This window comes from Paracoccus yibinensis, assembly GCF_030846195.1.
Classification (GTDB): domain Bacteria; phylum Pseudomonadota; class Alphaproteobacteria; order Rhodobacterales; family Rhodobacteraceae; genus Paracoccus; species Paracoccus yibinensis.
In genome coordinates this window covers 54,206-70,268 of record NZ_JAVCWH010000001.1, presented here as the reverse complement: position 1 = coordinate 70,268, position 16,063 = coordinate 54,206, and the positions used below count along the sequence as shown (strand labels likewise).

Annotated in this window: 18 protein-coding genes and 1 tRNA gene; 15 read left to right on the top strand and 4 right to left on the bottom strand. The window is 65.2% G+C overall.

Translation table 11 applies throughout. The features are described 5' to 3' along the window. The first annotated feature begins 146 nt into the window (after nt 1-146). The 7 genes from RAH32_RS00340 to RAH32_RS00310 all read left to right on the top strand — a co-directional run bounded on the left by RAH32_RS00340 (nt 147) and on the right by RAH32_RS00310 (nt 6,024). The gene (locus tag RAH32_RS00340; protein ID WP_306604017.1) at nt 147-908 is read left to right on the top strand and encodes an NAD kinase; all 762 of its coding nucleotides are present in this window, start codon (nt 147-149) and stop codon (nt 906-908) included. Between the two features lie 62 nt (nt 909-970). Then, the gene (gene alr / locus RAH32_RS00335) at nt 971-1,987 is read left to right on the top strand and encodes an alanine racemase (protein ID WP_306604015.1); all 1,017 of its coding nucleotides are present in this window, start codon (nt 971-973) and stop codon (nt 1,985-1,987) included. A gap of 35 nt (nt 1,988-2,022) precedes the next feature. Beyond that, on the top strand, nt 2,023-2,748 hold the full coding sequence (locus RAH32_RS00330) for an MlaE family ABC transporter permease (RefSeq protein ID WP_306605156.1): 726 nt from the start codon (nt 2,023-2,025) through the stop codon (nt 2,746-2,748). Then, on the top strand, nt 2,745-3,458 hold the full coding sequence (locus RAH32_RS00325) for an ABC transporter ATP-binding protein (RefSeq protein ID WP_306604012.1): 714 nt from the start codon (nt 2,745-2,747) through the stop codon (nt 3,456-3,458). Before RAH32_RS00330 ends, RAH32_RS00325 begins: the two co-directional genes overlap by 4 nt. Before the next feature lie 40 nt (nt 3,459-3,498). Then, complete coding sequence (locus RAH32_RS00320) at nt 3,499-4,596, top strand: PhoH family protein (protein WP_306604010.1); 1,098 nt, start codon at nt 3,499-3,501, stop codon at nt 4,594-4,596. Next, entirely contained in the window at nt 4,589-5,083 is a 495-nt protein-coding gene (gene ybeY, locus RAH32_RS00315) for an rRNA maturation RNase YbeY (RefSeq protein WP_306604008.1), read from the top strand. Before RAH32_RS00320 ends, ybeY begins: the two co-directional genes overlap by 8 nt. Continuing rightward, nucleotides 5,083-6,024 carry a hemolysin family protein gene (locus RAH32_RS00310; RefSeq protein WP_306604006.1) on the top strand — a complete coding sequence of 314 codons (942 nt, stop codon included), beginning with the start codon at nt 5,083-5,085 and terminating at the stop codon, nt 6,022-6,024. The genes ybeY and RAH32_RS00310 overlap by 1 nt, the downstream gene beginning before the upstream one ends. On the opposite strand, the gene RAH32_RS00305 is transcribed toward RAH32_RS00310, so the two are convergent. After that, a complete protein-coding gene (locus tag RAH32_RS00305) occupies nt 6,025-6,903 on the bottom strand; it encodes an alpha/beta fold hydrolase (protein ID WP_306604004.1) in 879 nt (292 codons plus the stop codon). It abuts the gene before it with no gap. A 74-nt stretch (nt 6,904-6,977) separates the two neighbouring features. After that, on the bottom strand, nt 6,978-7,262 hold the full coding sequence (locus RAH32_RS00300) for an SCP2 sterol-binding domain-containing protein (RefSeq protein WP_306604002.1): 285 nt from the start codon (nt 7,260-7,262) through the stop codon (nt 6,978-6,980). 188 nt (nt 7,263-7,450) lie between these two features. On the opposite strand from RAH32_RS00300, the gene RAH32_RS00295 reads away from it, so the two are divergent. From RAH32_RS00295 to RAH32_RS00260, 8 genes are all read left to right on the top strand, one after another. Beyond that, nucleotides 7,451-7,918 carry a tetratricopeptide repeat protein gene (locus RAH32_RS00295; RefSeq protein WP_306604001.1) on the top strand — a complete coding sequence of 156 codons (468 nt, stop codon included), beginning with the start codon at nt 7,451-7,453 and terminating at the stop codon, nt 7,916-7,918. A 3-nt stretch (nt 7,919-7,921) separates the two neighbouring features. Then, a complete protein-coding gene (locus RAH32_RS00290; protein ID WP_306603999.1) occupies nt 7,922-10,867 on the top strand; it encodes a helicase-related protein in 2,946 nt (981 codons plus the stop codon). Next, on the top strand, nt 10,864-11,142 hold the full coding sequence (locus RAH32_RS00285) for an RNA-binding S4 domain-containing protein (RefSeq protein WP_306603997.1): 279 nt from the start codon (nt 10,864-10,866) through the stop codon (nt 11,140-11,142). Before RAH32_RS00290 ends, RAH32_RS00285 begins: the two co-directional genes overlap by 4 nt. Before the next feature lie 148 nt (nt 11,143-11,290). Continuing rightward, complete coding sequence (fdxA, locus tag RAH32_RS00280) at nt 11,291-11,629, top strand: ferredoxin FdxA (RefSeq protein ID WP_306605154.1); 339 nt, start codon at nt 11,291-11,293, stop codon at nt 11,627-11,629. Nucleotides 11,630-11,976: 347 nt separating this feature from the next. After that, entirely contained in the window at nt 11,977-12,486 is a 510-nt protein-coding gene (locus RAH32_RS00275) for a CarD family transcriptional regulator (RefSeq protein ID WP_306603995.1), read from the top strand. 103 nt (nt 12,487-12,589) lie between these two features. Continuing rightward, nucleotides 12,590-13,129, top strand: coding sequence for a GNAT family N-acetyltransferase (locus RAH32_RS00270; protein WP_306603993.1), 540 nt, complete (start codon nt 12,590-12,592; stop codon nt 13,127-13,129). After that, nucleotides 13,065-13,400 (top strand): MliC family protein, encoded by a 336-nt coding sequence (locus RAH32_RS00265; protein WP_306603991.1) that lies wholly within the window; start codon nt 13,065-13,067, stop codon nt 13,398-13,400. The genes RAH32_RS00270 and RAH32_RS00265 overlap by 65 nt, the downstream gene beginning before the upstream one ends. 41 nt (nt 13,401-13,441) lie before the next feature. After that, a tRNA-Arg gene (locus RAH32_RS00260) sits at nt 13,442-13,518 on the top strand. Nucleotides 13,519-13,540: 22 nt separating this feature from the next. On the opposite strand, the gene RAH32_RS00255 is transcribed toward RAH32_RS00260, so the two are convergent. Both RAH32_RS00255 and RAH32_RS00250 read right to left on the bottom strand, forming a co-directional pair. After that, a complete protein-coding gene (locus RAH32_RS00255) occupies nt 13,541-15,007 on the bottom strand; it encodes an APC family permease (RefSeq protein WP_306603989.1) in 1,467 nt (488 codons plus the stop codon). A 74-nt stretch (nt 15,008-15,081) separates the two neighbouring features. Next, nucleotides 15,082-15,978: a LysR family transcriptional regulator gene (locus RAH32_RS00250; RefSeq protein WP_306603986.1), complete on the bottom strand. Its 897-nt coding sequence runs from the start codon at nt 15,976-15,978 to the stop codon at nt 15,082-15,084. Nucleotides 15,979-16,063 lie beyond the last annotated feature (85 nt).

The following is a 16,063-nucleotide window of genomic DNA, read 5'->3' as shown; positions in this document are numbered from 1 at the left end:
GGCGATGTCATACCCCAGGGTTGACGGTGCGGAAAGGCACAAATGCGGCAGAAACCCGGGACAGGTGCGACTTCCCGGGGATGTGGCGGGGCTTGCATTGCGAAAGGCTGCGTCCGATGCTGCCCGCGCCAAGGCCAGGGACCATCATGACGCCACTGATCCACTTCACCGCCAGCGAATCCGATGTTGCCCAGAAGGCGCTGGCGGTGCTGACGGACCGCTATGGCACGGTGGATCTGGACCGCTGCGGGGTGGTGGTCGCGCTGGGCGGCGACGGCTTCATGCTGCAGACGCTGCACAGCCTGACCGGCCGCGACCTGCCGGTCTATGGCATGAACCGGGGCACCGTGGGGTTCCTGATGAACGGCTATGCCGAGGGCGGGCTGCTGGACCGCCTGGCCGCCGCCGAGGAAACCGTCATCAACCCCCTTCGGATGCGGGCGATCCGCGCCGACGGATCCGTCCACGAGGCCCTGGCCATCAACGAGGTCAGCATGTTGCGCGAAGGCCCGCAGGCCGCGAAATTGCGCATCCATGTGGACGGCAGGATGCGGATGGCCGAACTGGTCTGTGATGGCGCCTTGATCGCCACGCCGGCCGGTTCGACCGCTTATAACTATTCCGCGCATGGTCCTATTCTTCCAATCAATTCCGAAGTTCTGGCCCTGACTGCCATTGCCCCCTTTCGCCCGCGCCGCTGGCGGGGCGCGCTGCTGCCCAAGGGAGCCCAGGTCGAGGTCGAGGTCCTGACCCCTGACCGCCGTCCCGTCATGGCGGACGCGGATTCCCGGTCCGTGCGCCATGTTGTCCGGGTCCAGATCCGCAGCGCGCAGGACGTCCGCCATCGGCTGCTGTTCGACAACGGCCACGGGCTGGAGGAGCGACTGCTGCGCGAACAGTTCGTCTGAAACAGGTGGAAGCGCGTGCCGATTTCTGGTTGAAGGTCCCAAGCTCAACGTAACGGCCCGCCATGACCCTGCATATCGACCTGCAAGCCATCGTCGCCAACTGGAAGGCGCTTGCCGCCAAGGCCTCCGGCGCCCGCGCCGCCGCCGTGGTCAAGGCCGACGCCTATGGCCTGGGCGCCGCGCACGTGGCGCCTTCGCTGTATGAGGCAGGCGCGCGCGACTTCTTCGTGGCACTTGCCAGCGAGGGTCGCGCGTTGCGCCCGCACCTGCCCGATGATGCCCGCATCAACGTGCTGTCCGGCCATATGGAGGGCGCGGACCTGACCGGCCTCGTCCCCGTCCTGAACAGCCCCGAGCAATTCTTCCGTGACCGGGCCATGCGCCCCGGCAAGCCCTTCGCGATCCAAATCGACACCGGCATGAACCGCCTTGGGCTGGAAGCCGGGGAATGGTCCGCCATCCGGGCCGAGGTCCTGGCCGCCAAGCCCGACTTCATCATGTCGCACCTGGCCTGCGCTGATGAGCCGGACCATCCCGCCAATGCCGCGCAGCTGGCCGCCTTCCGCGCCATGACCGACGATTGCGGCGTGCCGCGTTCGCTCGCGGCGACCGGGGGGATCCTGCTGGGGCCGGACTATCACTTCGACCTGGTCCGCCCCGGCATCGGCCTTTACGGCGCGCTGCCCTTTGCGAATGCGCAGCCGGTGGTCCGCCTGTCCCTGCCGGTCATCCAGACGCGGACCGTCCAGCCGGGCGAGTTCGTGGGCTACAGCGCGACCTGGACGGCGGACGCGCCGCGCCGCATCGCCACGGTTGCGGCGGGCTATGCCGACGGGATCCTGCGGTCGATCTCCTCCAAGGGCGCCAGTCTTTATGCGGCAGGCACGGCCTGTCACGTCGTGGGCCGCGTGTCGATGGACCTGATCACCGTGGATGTGACCGGGCTGGCCGATGTGCCGCGCGAACTGGACCTGATCTGCCCCGAACAGCCGGTGGACCGGCTGGCGGACTTTGCAGGGACCATCGGATACGAGATCCTGACCTCGCTTGGCCACCGCTACCACCGGACGTGGCAGTGAACCCAGTTCGGCTGACCGGCCGCGCCGCGCTGTTGATGACACGCGGCATTGGTGCCGTGACCTTGTTCACCCTGCGCGGGTTATTCCGGCTGCGGCCCTTTTACCGGCGCGCCTTCGCCGCTCAGCTGGTGCAGATCGGCTGGCTGTCGCTGCCGGTGGTGGGCCTTACCGCGCTGTTCACCGGCGCCGCGCTTGCCCTGCAGATTCATTCGGGCGGCGCGCGGTTCCAGGCCAGCGACGTGGTCCCCGCCATCGTCGCCATCGGCATGGTGCGCGAGCTTGGCCCCGTCCTGGGCGGGTTGATGGTGGCCGCGCGCGTCGCCAGTTCCATCGCGGCGGAAATCGGCACGATGAAAGTCACGGAACAGATCGACGCGCTTGTGACGCTGTCCACCGACCCGATGCGCTGGCTGGTCACGCCCCGCCTGTGGGCTGCGATGCTGACAGTGCCGGTTCTGGTCGGTGTGGGGGATATCATCGGAATAATGGGTGGCTGGCTGGTCGGCACGCAGTCGCTGGGCTTCAACTCGACGGCATATCTGGCGAACACATCCGCCTATCTTGAACGCTGGGACGTGGTGTCGGGGCTGCTGAAAGGCGTTGTTTTCGGTCTGATCGTGGCGGTCTGCGGGTGTTGGTTCGGCATCCATTCGGGCCGCGGGGCCGCAGGGGTGGGCCGGGCGACCAAATCCGCCGTGGTGGCGGCCGCCGTGGGGATCCTGGCCGCGAATTTCGTGCTGACGGGGTTGTTCTTCGAATGATCCAGATCCATGGCCTGCACAAATCTTTTGGCGGCAAGCCGGTGCTGTCGGGGGTCGATCTGGCCGTGGGGCAGGGCGAAAGCCTGTGCGTCATCGGTCAATCGGGCACCGGCAAATCGGTGCTGCTGAAATGCATCCTGGGCCTGACCACGCCCGAGGCCGGTCGGATCCTGTGGCGGGGCAGTCCGCTGGACCAAGCGACCCGGCCTGACTTTCTGGCCCGCTTCGGGATGCTGTTCCAGGGGGCCGCGCTGTTCGACAGCCTGACCGTCTGGCAAAACGTCGCCTTCCGCCTGCGCCAGCGGATGCCGGATGTCCAGGCCCGGGCCATCGCGATCGAAAAGCTGGGCCGCGTTGGCCTTGGGCCAGAAACCGCGGACCTGATGCCTGCCGAACTGTCGGGTGGAATGGCCAAGCGGGCAGGACTGGCTCGCGCCATTGCGGACGATCCGGCGGTGATCTTTTTCGACGAACCGACCACGGGTCTTGATCCGATCCGCGCGCGGCGCATCAATGGTCTGATCCGGGGCATCGTCACGGAAACCGGCGCCACGGCCATCACCATCACGCATGACATGGATTCGGTGCGCGCCATCGGCGACCGGGTGGCATTGTTGCAGGATGGCCGCATCGCCTGGGAGGGCCCGGTTCCCGCAATGGATCGCGCTGCACCCCTGGCTGGGTTTCTTGGCAACACCCCGTCACTATGACCTTGTGCGAATCCCCTTCGGGGGCCACTTTTAAATCAAGATGCCTATGCAGGAGAAAGATTTGGGCCTCACGCCTACGCCCCCCGTCGCGACCCCTTCGACCGAAACCCTGCTGGAATTCCCCGATAACCGGCTGCTGATCGACCTCTGCGGCGTGAACGACCGGCATCTGGCAAGGATCGAGGAGGCGCTTGGCGTCCACATCTTGCGACGCGGAAACCAGCTTGCGGTGGTGGGCACCCCCGAAGCGCAGTCCGAGGCTGCGCTGCTGCTGCGCGGGTTGTACGCCCGGCTGGAACAGGGCCGCCCCGTGTCGCTGGCCGAGATCGAGGCCGCCTTGCGGATGGGCATGGACGATGCGGCCCCCGCAACGCCGGCCGAGCAGATGGAGATGTTCGCGGCCGGGGACTATGAACTGCGCACGCGCAAGAAGTCCATCGAGCCGCGCACGGACGCGCAAAAGGCCTATGTCCGCTCGCTGTTCCAGAACGAACTGGCCTTCGGCATCGGACCGGCCGGCACAGGCAAGACCTATCTGGCGGTGGCCGTGGGCGTGACCATGCTGATCGGCGGGCATGTGGACCGCATCATCCTGTCGCGCCCCGCTGTCGAGGCGGGCGAGCGGCTGGGCTTTCTGCCCGGCGACATGAAGGAGAAGGTCGATCCCTACATGCAGCCGCTGTATGACGCGCTGAACGACTTTCTTCCCGCCAAGCAGATGCAGAAGCTGATGGAGGAAAAGCGCATCGAGATCGCGCCCCTGGCCTTCATGCGCGGGCGCACGCTGTCCAATGCCTTCGTGGTCCTGGACGAGGCGCAGAACGCCACAACCATGCAGATGAAGATGTTCCTGACCCGCCTGGGGGAAGGATCGCGGATGGTCGTGACCGGCGACCGCACCCAGATCGACCTGCCGCGCGGCATCCAGTCTGGCCTTGTCGATGCCGAGCGCATCCTGGACGGGATCAAGGGGATCAGCTTCAGCTATTTCACCGCCAAGGACGTTGTGCGCCACCCGCTTGTCGCCCGGATCATCGAGGCGTATGACACCGAAGATGCTGCGGCCCTGGCGCGTGGCGAATCAGAAGGACCGCGCGGACAATACGCACCCCGCCGGGCAATGCGAGGCGATGCCTGACGACATATCCACCGATTGCGTCATCGAGGATGACCGATGGGAACGGCTTGGGCTTGAAACCTTGGCCGAACGCGCCGTTGTGGCCACGCTGACCTGGCACGGCATCGGCGGCGAGGTTGTGGTCATGGGTTGCGACGACGCCCGCATCGCCGCCCTTAACGCCGATTTCCGGGGCAAGCCGCGCGCGACCAACGTGCTGTCCTGGCCCTCGGTCGAACATCTTCCCCACGAACCCGGTGCCACGCCCGAACTGCCGGACGAGGATGAGCTGGGCGACATCGCCATCGCCTATGACACCTGCCTGGCCGAGGCAGGGGCGCAGGGCAAGCCCGTCGCCGATCACGTCACGCATCTGCTGGTCCATGCGACCCTGCATCTGCTGGGTTATGACCATATGAATGACGCCGATGCGGAAACAATGGAGGCCGCCGAGCGTTCAATCCTGGCGGGCCTTGATATTCCCGATCCTTATCACGAGAAGGTCTGATGAACTCCGAGTCTCGATTACCCGGCCATCCCCTTGGTGCCGATGCCGCCTCCGAGGCGGACGGCGTCGGAGGGGAGGGACGGGATCTTCCCAGTTCGCGCGGTTTCCTGGGGCGGTTCTTTGATGCCCTGAAAGGCGCGGAAGATGGCGCGGACGACGGCCATAGACCCGCCCCGGTCGTGCCCGGGATGGTCAACCTCCGCCGGATGCGCGTGGACGATGTCGCGGTTCCCAAGGCCGAAATGGTCGCCGCGCCCGAAACCAGCAGCCTTGACGATCTGGTCCTGCTGTTCCGCGAGCACGGCTTTTCCCGCCTGCCCATCTATGACGAGACGCTGGACAGCCCCCTGGGCATGATCCACCTCAAGGATCTGGCGTTGAAGCACGGGTTCGGTCAGGGCGGCGACTTCAATCTGCGCCCGATGCTGCGGCCGTTGCTTTATGTCCCGCCGTCGATGCCCATCGGCGTGCTGTTGCAGCAGATGCAGCAAAAGCGCATCCACATGGCATTGGTGATCGACGAGTACGGCGGGGTCGATGGCCTTGTCACAATCGAGGATCTGATCGAACAGGTCATCGGCGAGATCGAGGACGAGCATGACGAGGCCGAGGGAAGCCTGTGGGTGGTGGAAAAACCCGGCCAATGGCTGATCCAGGCCCGCGCCCCGGTCAGCGATGTCGAGACGGAAACAGGACTGAACCTGACCGGAGAGGATGAGGACGAGGACATCGACACGCTGGGCGGGCTGATCTTCGTGCTGGCGGGTCATCTGCCCGCGCAGGGCGAGGTGATCCCCCACGCCTCGGGCGCTGAATTCGAAGTGGTCGATGCCGATCCGCGCCGCATCAAGACGGTCCGACTGCGCCTGCCTGCGGCAGCAATGGCTGACAGGGTCCGGCGCGTTCACAGTCCGCAGGCCTTGTCCGGCGAGAACGGCTGATCAGGCAGCGCTTTCGAACAGGCGCAGGGCTGCCGACAGGAATGCCCTGCGCCGATCAGGGGTGCACATCATGATTTCATGTCGCGCCTCGGGGAACTCCAGCAGGCGCGCATCCGTCCAGCGGGCTATCCGGTCGCGGATCGCCACGGACGAGACAACCTTTTCCTGTCCGCCCAAGGAGGCAAGCGCCGGAAGGTCGGGCGAGGGCATTCGCGCAAGGCGGCTGCATTCGTTCAATGCCTTGCCCACCCAGTCGAAGCTGGCCCCGCCCAATGTCAGGTCCGGCCAAGCCGCCGCCTGGCGCACCATCCGGCACCATTCGTCGGCATCCGTGGTCAACAGGTTGGCGTTGAAGCTTTCTTGCAGGACATAGGTTTCCAAGGCCCCGCTGCCCGGTGCGGGACGTCCGCCACGCCCCAGCCGTCCTGCCAGGTAAGCCATGCCCACGGCCAGACCATGCGGCATCTGGCGAAGATTTATTCCCCACATGGGCGCCGAAAACGCGGCCGATGCGACCGGAAGACCCTGATGCAGGGCTGCCAGGCCGATGCAGCCGCCCATCGAATGCGCCAGAAGGTGCCAGGGTCTGGGAAGGCCACGTTCAGTCGCGGCAACCACCATCTCCACCACATCGCGCTGATAATCGCCGAACTGGCCCACATGGCCCAGCCGCGCATCGGCCGAAAGGCGGTCCGACAACCCCTGGCCGCGCCAGTCGATCGCCAGCACGTCATATCCTGCATCGGTCAGTGCGGCAGCAACGCCTGCATATTTCTCGACATATTCGGTGCGGCCGGGAAACAGCAGGATGCTGCCCCGGCTGTCCGACACCGCCGTCCAATGGGCAAGCCTCAGCGTCACACCGTCATCGGCCTGCATCCAGAAGGCCTGCGCGGGGCCAAAGGGATCGCCTGGCAGTTGCCTGAAGGGTGCGGCCCTGCCGCGCATCGCGATCAGGACAGGGCCTGGCCAAGCTGCATGGCGACGCCCATCGAGCCGTCGATCTTCAGCTTGCCCGTCATGAAGGCGGTGGCGGGGTTCACGCTGCCGTTCAGGATGCCTTCGAAGGTGTCGCGGCTGGCGAACAGGGTCACCTCGGCTTCTTCGTCGCCCGCCCGAACGCCGTTTTCGTCGATCATGATGGCGCCCTCATCCTCGATCACGAACTTGGCGGTGGATCCGAAGCTGCCGATCTTCTCGTTCAGTTTCTCGACGGCGGCGTTCACAACATTGCTCATTTTCAGCTCTTTCGTTTCAGGTGGGCTGGCGCCCGGCAGGCGGGCTGGTTAAGATCCACGATATGCGCCTGGATCGCCACATTTTCCATAATGTCGTCGCGGCAATCCGCCACCGAATAGTTACGGTTTTCCTCATTTCCGCAACATTCCTGGTTGCAGCCGCCGCAGGCGCCCAAGACCGGCCCGACATGGACGATCTTTTCCTCCGCCTGGCCAATCCGCAAGGCGAAAGCTGGCGCATCGCCGAATCGGACATCCTGCGCGAATGGTCCAAGTCGGGATCCGCCACGATGGATCTGTTGCTGCAACGGGGCGAGGATGCCCTGGACGAAGGCGACGCCCCCGCCGCCGTGGGCCACCTGACGGCGCTGACCGATCACGCGCCCGACTTCGCCACGGGCTTTTACACCCGTGCCGCCGCCTACGCGACGCTGGGCCAGTTCGGTCCGGCGTTGCAGGACCTGGCTCGGGCGCTGCAGCTTGAGCCGCGCCATTTCCCGGCTCTGACCCAGATGGGCGTCATGCTGGAGGAAATGGGCGATGCCGACCGTGCGCTTGCCGCCTATCGCGAAAGCCTGGCCATCCATCCCCACCAGCAAGAAGCGATAGATGGCGTGGCCCGTCTGGAACGTCAGCAACAGGGCACCGATATCTAGCCCATGACAATTCATGAACGCGGCCGGGTGACGGCCATCCTTGGCCCGACAAACACCGGGAAAACGCATTACGCCATCGAGCGGATGCTGGCGCATCGCACCGGTGTCATCGGCCTGCCGCTGCGCCTTCTGGCGCGCGAAGTTTATGACCGCATCGTCAAGGCGCGCGGGCCTTCGGTCGTGGCGCTTGTCACGGGCGAGGAGCGTATCGTCCCCGACCGGGTGCAGTATTGGGTGGCGACGACCGAGGCGATGCCCGACATCGCCGCCGATTTCGTGGCCATCGACGAAATCCAGCTTTGCGCCGATCCCGAACGCGGCCATGTCTTTACCGACCGCCTGCTGAAGATGCGCGGCCTGCACGAGACGCTGTTCCTGGGCAGCGACACGATGCGCCCCGCGATTGCGTCCCTGATCCCCGGCGTCCAGTTCCAGCGCCGCGACCGGCTGTCCACGCTGTCCTGGTCGGGATCGAAGAAGCTGTCGCGGATGCCCGCGCGGTCCGCCATCGTGGGCTTCAGCGTCGATGATGTCTATGCCATGGCCGAGCTGATCCGCCGCCAGAAGGGCGGTTGCGCCGTCGTGATGGGTGCGCTGTCTCCCCGCACGCGCAACGCCCAGGTCGCCATGTATCAGGCGGGCGAGGTCGATTATCTGGTCGCCACCGACGCCATCGGCATGGGCCTGAACCTCGACATCCGGCATGTGGCCTTTTCCGCCACGCACAAGTTCGACGGCCGCCGCCTCCGCCCCCTGTTCCCGCACGAGATGGGCCAGATCGCGGGCCGCGCTGGTCGCCATACCGAGTCCGGCACCTTTGGCGTGACCGGAGAGGCCGAGATCCTGGACGAAGGCCTGATCGACGCCATCGAGAATCACCGCTTTGCGCCCATCCAGCGGCTGACCTGGCGCAATTCCGACCTGCAATTCGGCACCATGGACCGGCTGATCGAAAGCCTTGAGGCGCCGTCCGGCCATGCGCTGCTGGGCAAGGGGCGGGACGCCGACGACGTGCAGGCGCTGAAAACCCTGCGCGACATCCCCGAAATCCGCGACCGGGTGCAGGGCGGGCAGGATGTGCGGCTGTTATGGGATGTCTGCCGCGTGCCTGATTTCCGGGGGATTTCACCTGCCGAACATACCAGCCTGCTGGCGCGAATCTTCGGGTTCCTTCAGGATGGGGCGATACCGTCCGACTGGCTGGGCAATGCCATCAAGCGGATCGACCGGGCGCAGGGCGACATCGACGCCATCTCGAAGCGGCTGGCCTATATCCGCACCTGGACCTATGTCGCGCAGAGATCTGGCTGGGTTCAGGACGAAAGCCATTGGCGCGGCGAGACGCGCGCGGTAGAAGACCGATTGTCAGACGCGTTGCACGCGGCGCTGACCCAACGATTTGTGGACCGGCGCACCTCGGTGCTGCTGCGCCGGCTCAAGCAGAAGGAGAGCCTTGTGGCCGAAGTGAACGACAAGGGCGAAGTGACGGTCGAGGGCGAATTCGCCGGCCGCCTGGAGGGTTTCCGCTTCCGCCCCGACCAGACCGGATCGGCCGACGAGGCACGGATGCTGAACCGCGCCAGCTACGAGGCGCTGCGCCCCGAGTTCCACCTGCGCGCCGACCGCTTCTACAACGCGCCGGACACCGAACTGGACTATACCGAGCAAGGCGGGCTGATGTGGGGTGCCTCTGCCGTCGGCAAGCTGGTGCGCGGATCGGACGCGCTGCATCCTGGCGTCGAGGTCTTCGTGGACGAGGAAGCCGGCCCCGAGATCGCCGAGAAGGTGAAGCGCCGGTTGCAGCATTTCATCGACCGCAAGGTGGTCGCGCTGTTCGAACCCCTGCTGACCCTCCAAAAGGACGAGTCCCTGACCGGCCTTGCCCGCGGCTTCGCCTTCCGGTTGGTCGAGGCGCTTGGCATCCTGCCCCGCGACGGCGTCGCGAACGAGGTCAAGGACCTGGACCAGGACGCGCGCGGCGCGCTGCGCAAGCACGGCGTCCGCTTCGGCCAGTTCACGATCTTCATGCCCGCGCTGCTGAAACCCGCGCCGACCCGGCTGCGGCTGGTGCTGTGGTCTCTGGCCGAGGGCCTGGACACCTTCCCCGAAAGCCCGCCCCCCGGCTTGGTCACGATCCCGCATATCGCCGATGTCCCGGAACAGCATTACACGCTGTCGGGGTATCGTCCGGCGGGTGAACGCGCGATCCGCATCGACATGCTGGAACGGCTGGCCGACCTGCTGCGCACCCAGGACACGCGCGGCGGCTTCGAGGCCAATCCCGACATGCTGTCGATCACGGGCATGACGCTGGAGCAGTTCTCGCGCCTGATGGAAGGCCTGGGCTATGCCGCCGAAAAGGGCGAGCGGGCCAAGGTCAAGGCTGCCGAGGCGCCGGTCGTCGCGGCCCCCGCGCCCGAGGGCGAGGGGTCCGACGCGCCCATGACCGAGGAAGAAAGCGTGCTTGCCGCCGAAACCCGCGCCCGCTGGGAGGCCGAGCAGGCCGAGAAGCGCCGCCTTGAGGCCGAGGCTGCGGGTGAGCCGGTCGAGGAAGCCACGCCCGAGATGGAGGTCTTCTATACCTTCCGCTGGGCGCCGAAGCCGCGTCCGAACCGTCGTCCGCAGGGCGAAGGGCAGGGCCGTCGCGGTGGCCCCCGGCGTGACGGCGCGCAGGACACGCCGCGCGAACCCCGCGCCGACCGGCAGGATCGTGGCGAACGCCAGGCCCATGGCGACCGCCAAGACCGGCCCGAAGGCGGCCGTCCGAACCGCGAGCGCCGCGAGGACCGCAACCATGGCGAAGGCGGCAAGCCGCGCGGCAAGGACAACTTCAAGAAGGGCGGAAAGCCGCAGCACAACAAGCCTGCGACCTTCTCCTCGCGCCCCGAGAAGAAGGCAGATCCCGACAGCCCCTTCGCGATCCTTGCGGCCCTGAAGGACAAGAAGTGACCGACGGACCGGACGGTATTCGTCTGGACAAATGGCTGTTTTTCGCGCGGGTCTTCAAGTCCCGCGCGATTGCCGTCGAGCGGATCGAGGCGGGCGGCGTGCGGGTGAACGACCAGCCCTGCAACAAGCCCGGCAAGCTGGTCCGGCCCGGCGACCGTGTCGTGGTGTCGGCATTCGGGCATGTCCGCGCCATGGAAATCACCGGGCTTGGCCAGCGGCGCGGCCCGGCAACCGAAGCACAGGCCCTCTATCACGATCTGGACGCAGAAGCCTGACGACCCACCGTTCGGCCGTGCCGGTTCCCTGGGGAACGATGTTTTCCCCCTGGCCCGGTTCGGGAAACGCCGGTCTTTTCCGAAAGCGCGGCCTTGAATGATCAGCCGCCGGGGCGTAACTAGCGCCCTGACGGAGATGGAGCCTGCGATGACCTATGTCGTGACCGATAATTGCATCATGTGCAAATACACCGATTGCGTCGAGGTTTGCCCGGTGGACTGCTTCTATGAAGGCGAGAACACCCTGGTAATTCATCCCGACGAATGCATCGACTGCGGCGTCTGCGAACCCGAATGCCCGGCCGATGCGATCCGGCCCGACACCGAACCGGCAATGGAGTCCTGGGTCGAGTTCAACCGGAAGTATTCGGAAATCTGGCCGGTCATAACCCAGAAGAAAGACCCCCTGCCAACCGCGTCAGAAATGGACGGTATGCCGGGCAAGCTGGAAAAATACTTTTCCGAAGCACCGGGCGAAGGCGATTGAACGGTCCCGGCGACGCTGCGTCAATTATGACACGATTCGGAACGTGTCATTGCCCCGGTAATAGAGGATTTGGGCAAGTACCTGACTGATTTACAGAAATCATTCCTGTTCCGCTACTCTGCCTTCTGATCGTGACGCTTTTTTCGGCGTCCATTTTGTGTTATCCTTCGGTCATATTCGCGTCTGATGGGAGTCAGAGGCCCAAAGGATGTGCGCCCCACACTTATCGTTTCCCTGCCTCTGCCGGGCGGAAACAGCCTGACGACAACGAACAAGCCGGAGGCAGTTTTTCTGCTTTCGGTTCTTTTGTGTCCTTCTTCCGGAAGGCACTACCTAGAGGAAGCCAGATGTCCAAGACCAAGAAGAACGAATTTCGCCCTGATGATTTCGTCGTCTATCCGGCCCATGGTGTCGGCCGGATCGTGTCGATCGAAGAGCAGGAAGTCGCAGGGCTGCGGTTGGAGATGTTCGTCATTTCCTTCGAAAAGGACAAGATGACCCTGCGCGTACCGACCGCCCGCGCGTCCGAGATCGGCATGCGGAGCCTGTCGACGCCCGACCTGATCGACCGTGCCTTGGAAACCCTGAAGGGCAAGGCCCGCGTGAAGCGCGCCATGTGGTCGCGCCGCGCGCAGGAATATGACCAGAAGATCAACTCGGGCGATCTGATGTCCATCGCCGAGGTGGTGCGCGACCTGCACCGCAATGACGATCAGCGCGAACAGTCCTATTCCGAACGCCAGCTTTACGAAGCGGCCCTGGATCGCCTGACCCGTGAGGTCGCGGCCGTGAAGGGCCTGGACGAAGGTGCGGCCCAGAAAAGCGTCGAGGAAGTGCTGCTGTCCCGCGCGGCCTGATCGTTATCCCTTGCCAGGGGCGGCCCGCGACGGCCGCCCTTTTTCATGCGGTTGCCGGGTCCCTGCATCCGGGTTAGTCATGCACCACCCGCAAGAGGCTGCCGTGACCGGAACCCTGTCATTTGCTCCCGAATCCCCACTGTCGGACGACCTGGCGCTGCTGTTTCAGCGCCACACGGCCGACATGCACGCCGAAACTCCGCCTGAATCGATCCACATGATGCCGCGCGAGACTCTGGTGTCCCCCGACATCGATTTCTTCGTGCTGCGGCGGGACGGCGTGCCCATGGGCATGGCCGCGCTGAAGAGGCTGGACGGGGCGCATGGCGAGATCAAGTCCATGCATGTCCTGGCCGAGGCGCGGGGGTCCGGCCTGTCGCGCCTGATGCTGGACCGCCTGATCGGCCACGCGCGCCAGCGCGGCCTGACGCGGCTGTCGCTGGAAACCGGGTCGCAGCCCGGCTTCGCCGCCGCGCGGGGGCTGTATGCGCGGGGCGGCTTCGCCGAATGCCCGCCCTTTGGCAGCTATCGCCCCGATCCGAACAGCGTCTTCATGACCCTGGCCTTGAGAGGAACCGATGATCCGCATCCTGACCCCCGCCGTCGCCTGCCTTGGCACGATGGCGCTTGCTCAAGCCGATGACCTGATCCCCATAACCTATCTTTGCGAACGCGGGGTCGAGGTTGCTGTGGTCTTCGTAAGCCCCGAGGGCAGCGACGGCTATGCCGTGGCGCAGATCGACGGCAAGCTGGTGGGGATGCGGCAGGCCGTTTCCGCCTCGGGCGCGCGCTTTCGCAGCGGGGATGGCGCGGATGCCTATCAGCTGTGGTCCAAGGGCGACAGCGCGCTGATCTCGTATGGCGCGGACGGACAGGACGCGGTGCTTTTCCAGGACTGCAAGGCGCAGGGGTGACTTGCGCATCGGCGCGCGATCCCGCAAAAGATCGGCCTGACGGTCCCGTAGCTCAACTGGATAGAGCAGCCGACTTCTAATCGGCAGGTTGAGGGTTCGATTCCTTCCGGGATCGCCAATTTCGCCCAGGTGCGCGGAAATCAGTTCCTTGGTGAATCCCCGTGGTGTTCCCGCATCTGGTCGATGTCGCCCATGCTGCCCGGATGGGGCTTGTGCCGCGCCCTGTTCCAGATCCAGGTTGCCGCCCACAGCAGGATGCCGATGCCCAGCAGCCATCCTGCGATGCGGTATTGATCCATCTGCGCCGCACTGCGCGCCCAGGGACCGGCCAGGAAGGCGCAGGTCGCCGCGCCGATCCAGGGGGCGATCCGGGGTGCGCGGAAATGGTCCTGTCCGCCGGGATGCCTGCGCAGCACGATCAGCGATATGTTGACCACCGTGAACACGCAGAGCAACAGCAGCGACGTGGTGCCCCCCAGCAAGCTGACTGCCGGAAGGTTCGATCGCGTGACCACGAAATAGATCAGCCCGAAGGCAAGCGCCGTCGTGAACAGGATCGCCACCCAGGGCGTGCGGCGCGTGTGATGGATCAGACCCAGACCGTGGGGCAGGACCCCTTGCCGCGCCAGGCCGTAGAGAAGCCGGCTGGCCATCAGCATGTTGATCAGCGCCGAATTGGCGACAGCGAACATGCCGATAAAGGGAAAGATCGTGTCGAAGGGCAGATTGGGCGCGCCCGCGCGCACCACCTGCGTCAGGGCCGATCCCTTGTCCGGGTCGGACAGGTCGCCCACCGGAACCAGTGCCACCGCACAGATCGACACCAGCACATAGATGACCCCGGTGATGGCCAGACCCGTCAGCATGATGCGCGGGAAGATACGGACGGGATCCTTCACCTCCTCGGCCATGTTGACCGAATCCTCGAAGCCCACCATGGCGAAGAAGGCCAGGGCGGTCGCGGCGGTCAGGGACAGGAAGGCGCCCTTTTCCTCGGACGAACGGAAGACCATCACTTCGGAAAAGTCGGCGCGGCCCTGGGACATGGCATAGAAGCCCACGAAGATGATCATCAGAAGCCCGGTCAATTCGACGCAGGTCAGGACCACGTTGGCCTTGACGCTCTCGCCCACTCCGCGCAGGTTGATGACCGCGACCAGGGCCATGAAGCCAAGCGCGATCAGCAGGATCCCGGCGCCGCCCCGTTCGAACCCCAGCCCGAAGCCGTCGTTCAGGAACCCGGCAAAGGCGTTCGACGCGGTCGAGGCCGAGGTGATCCCCGAGCACATCACCGTAAAGGCCACAAGGAACGTCAGGAAATGGACCCCGAAGGCGCGATGGGCATAAAGCGCGGCCCCCGCCGCCTGAGGATAGCGCGTCACCAGTTCCAGATAGGAAAGCGCCGTGATCGTGGCGACCAGGAAGGCGATCAGAAACGGCGCCCAGGCGGCGCCGCCCACCTCGGCCGCGACGGTTCCGGTCAGGGCATAGACGCCGGTTCCCAGGATGTCGCCGACGATGAACAGAAGCAGCAGCTTGGGTCCCATGACGCGGTGAAGTTCGGGTTGGTGTGGCGTGCCCGCCTCGGGTCGATGTGCCTCGGCCATGTCCACCTCCTTTACCTCTCGTAATGGCCAGACTGTTCCCCAAGTTGCATTGCGGCAAGAAAAATCACCTGCGCCTAGATGGGGCGCACCAGGTCCGATCCCCGCGCCCGCAGGCTGTCGGTCAGGAACGCGATGACCGCGCGTTCCCGGCGCATGGCGCGCACGTCGCGGTGGCAGGTCAGCCAGTAACTGCGGGCCAGCGTCACCTCGTCCGGCAGGATGATCCGCAGTTCGGGATATTTCGACGCGATGTAATGGGGCAGAACGGCAATCCCCAGATGGTTGCGCGCCGCCGCCAGCTGATTGAACACGCTTGAACTTTTGATCGAGGCACGGATTCCTGGCAAGACCTCGTTCAGGTAGTCCAGGCCGGGGGCGAAGATCATCTCCTCGATATAGCCGATGATGCGGTGGGCCCGCAGGTCGTCGCGCCGGGCAATCGGGGGATGACCGGCCAGATAGGTGTCGGTCGCGTAGAGATGCAGGGTATAGTTCGCCATCCGCTCGGACCGGTAAGGCCCGCTGGAAATCGGATCCAGGGTGACGGACATGTCCGCCTCGCGCCGGGACAGCGACAGGATCTGCGGCATGGTGATCAGTTCCAGAGAGATCAGCGGGAACTGCGTGATGAAATCGGGCCACAGATGCTGGGAAAAGAGGCTGGCGAAACCTTCCGGGACTGCCAGCCGAAGCGGCCCCGCCTGACGCGAGGCGGTGCCCTGTTCAACAGGGATCTGGTCGGCCGCCTCTTCCATGCGTTCGGCGGTTTCCACCAGCCGGCGGCCCGCGGGGGTCGGTTCGTATCCGCGCGGGTTGCGTTCGAACAGCCGCGTGTTCAGCGCCTGTTCCAGCCGGTCGATCCGGCGCGACACGGTGACATGCGACGTGCCCAGCACCCGCGCCGCCCGCGACAACTGGCCTTCGCGCGCCACGGCCAGAAAGAATTGCAGGTCATCCCAGCTTAGCATCATTGTTCAAATTTGTTCAGAACCTGAACGAAATTAGACGGCATTGAACGCTTGTGTCAAAGTGACTTTGAAGTCATCCTTTGGCCGA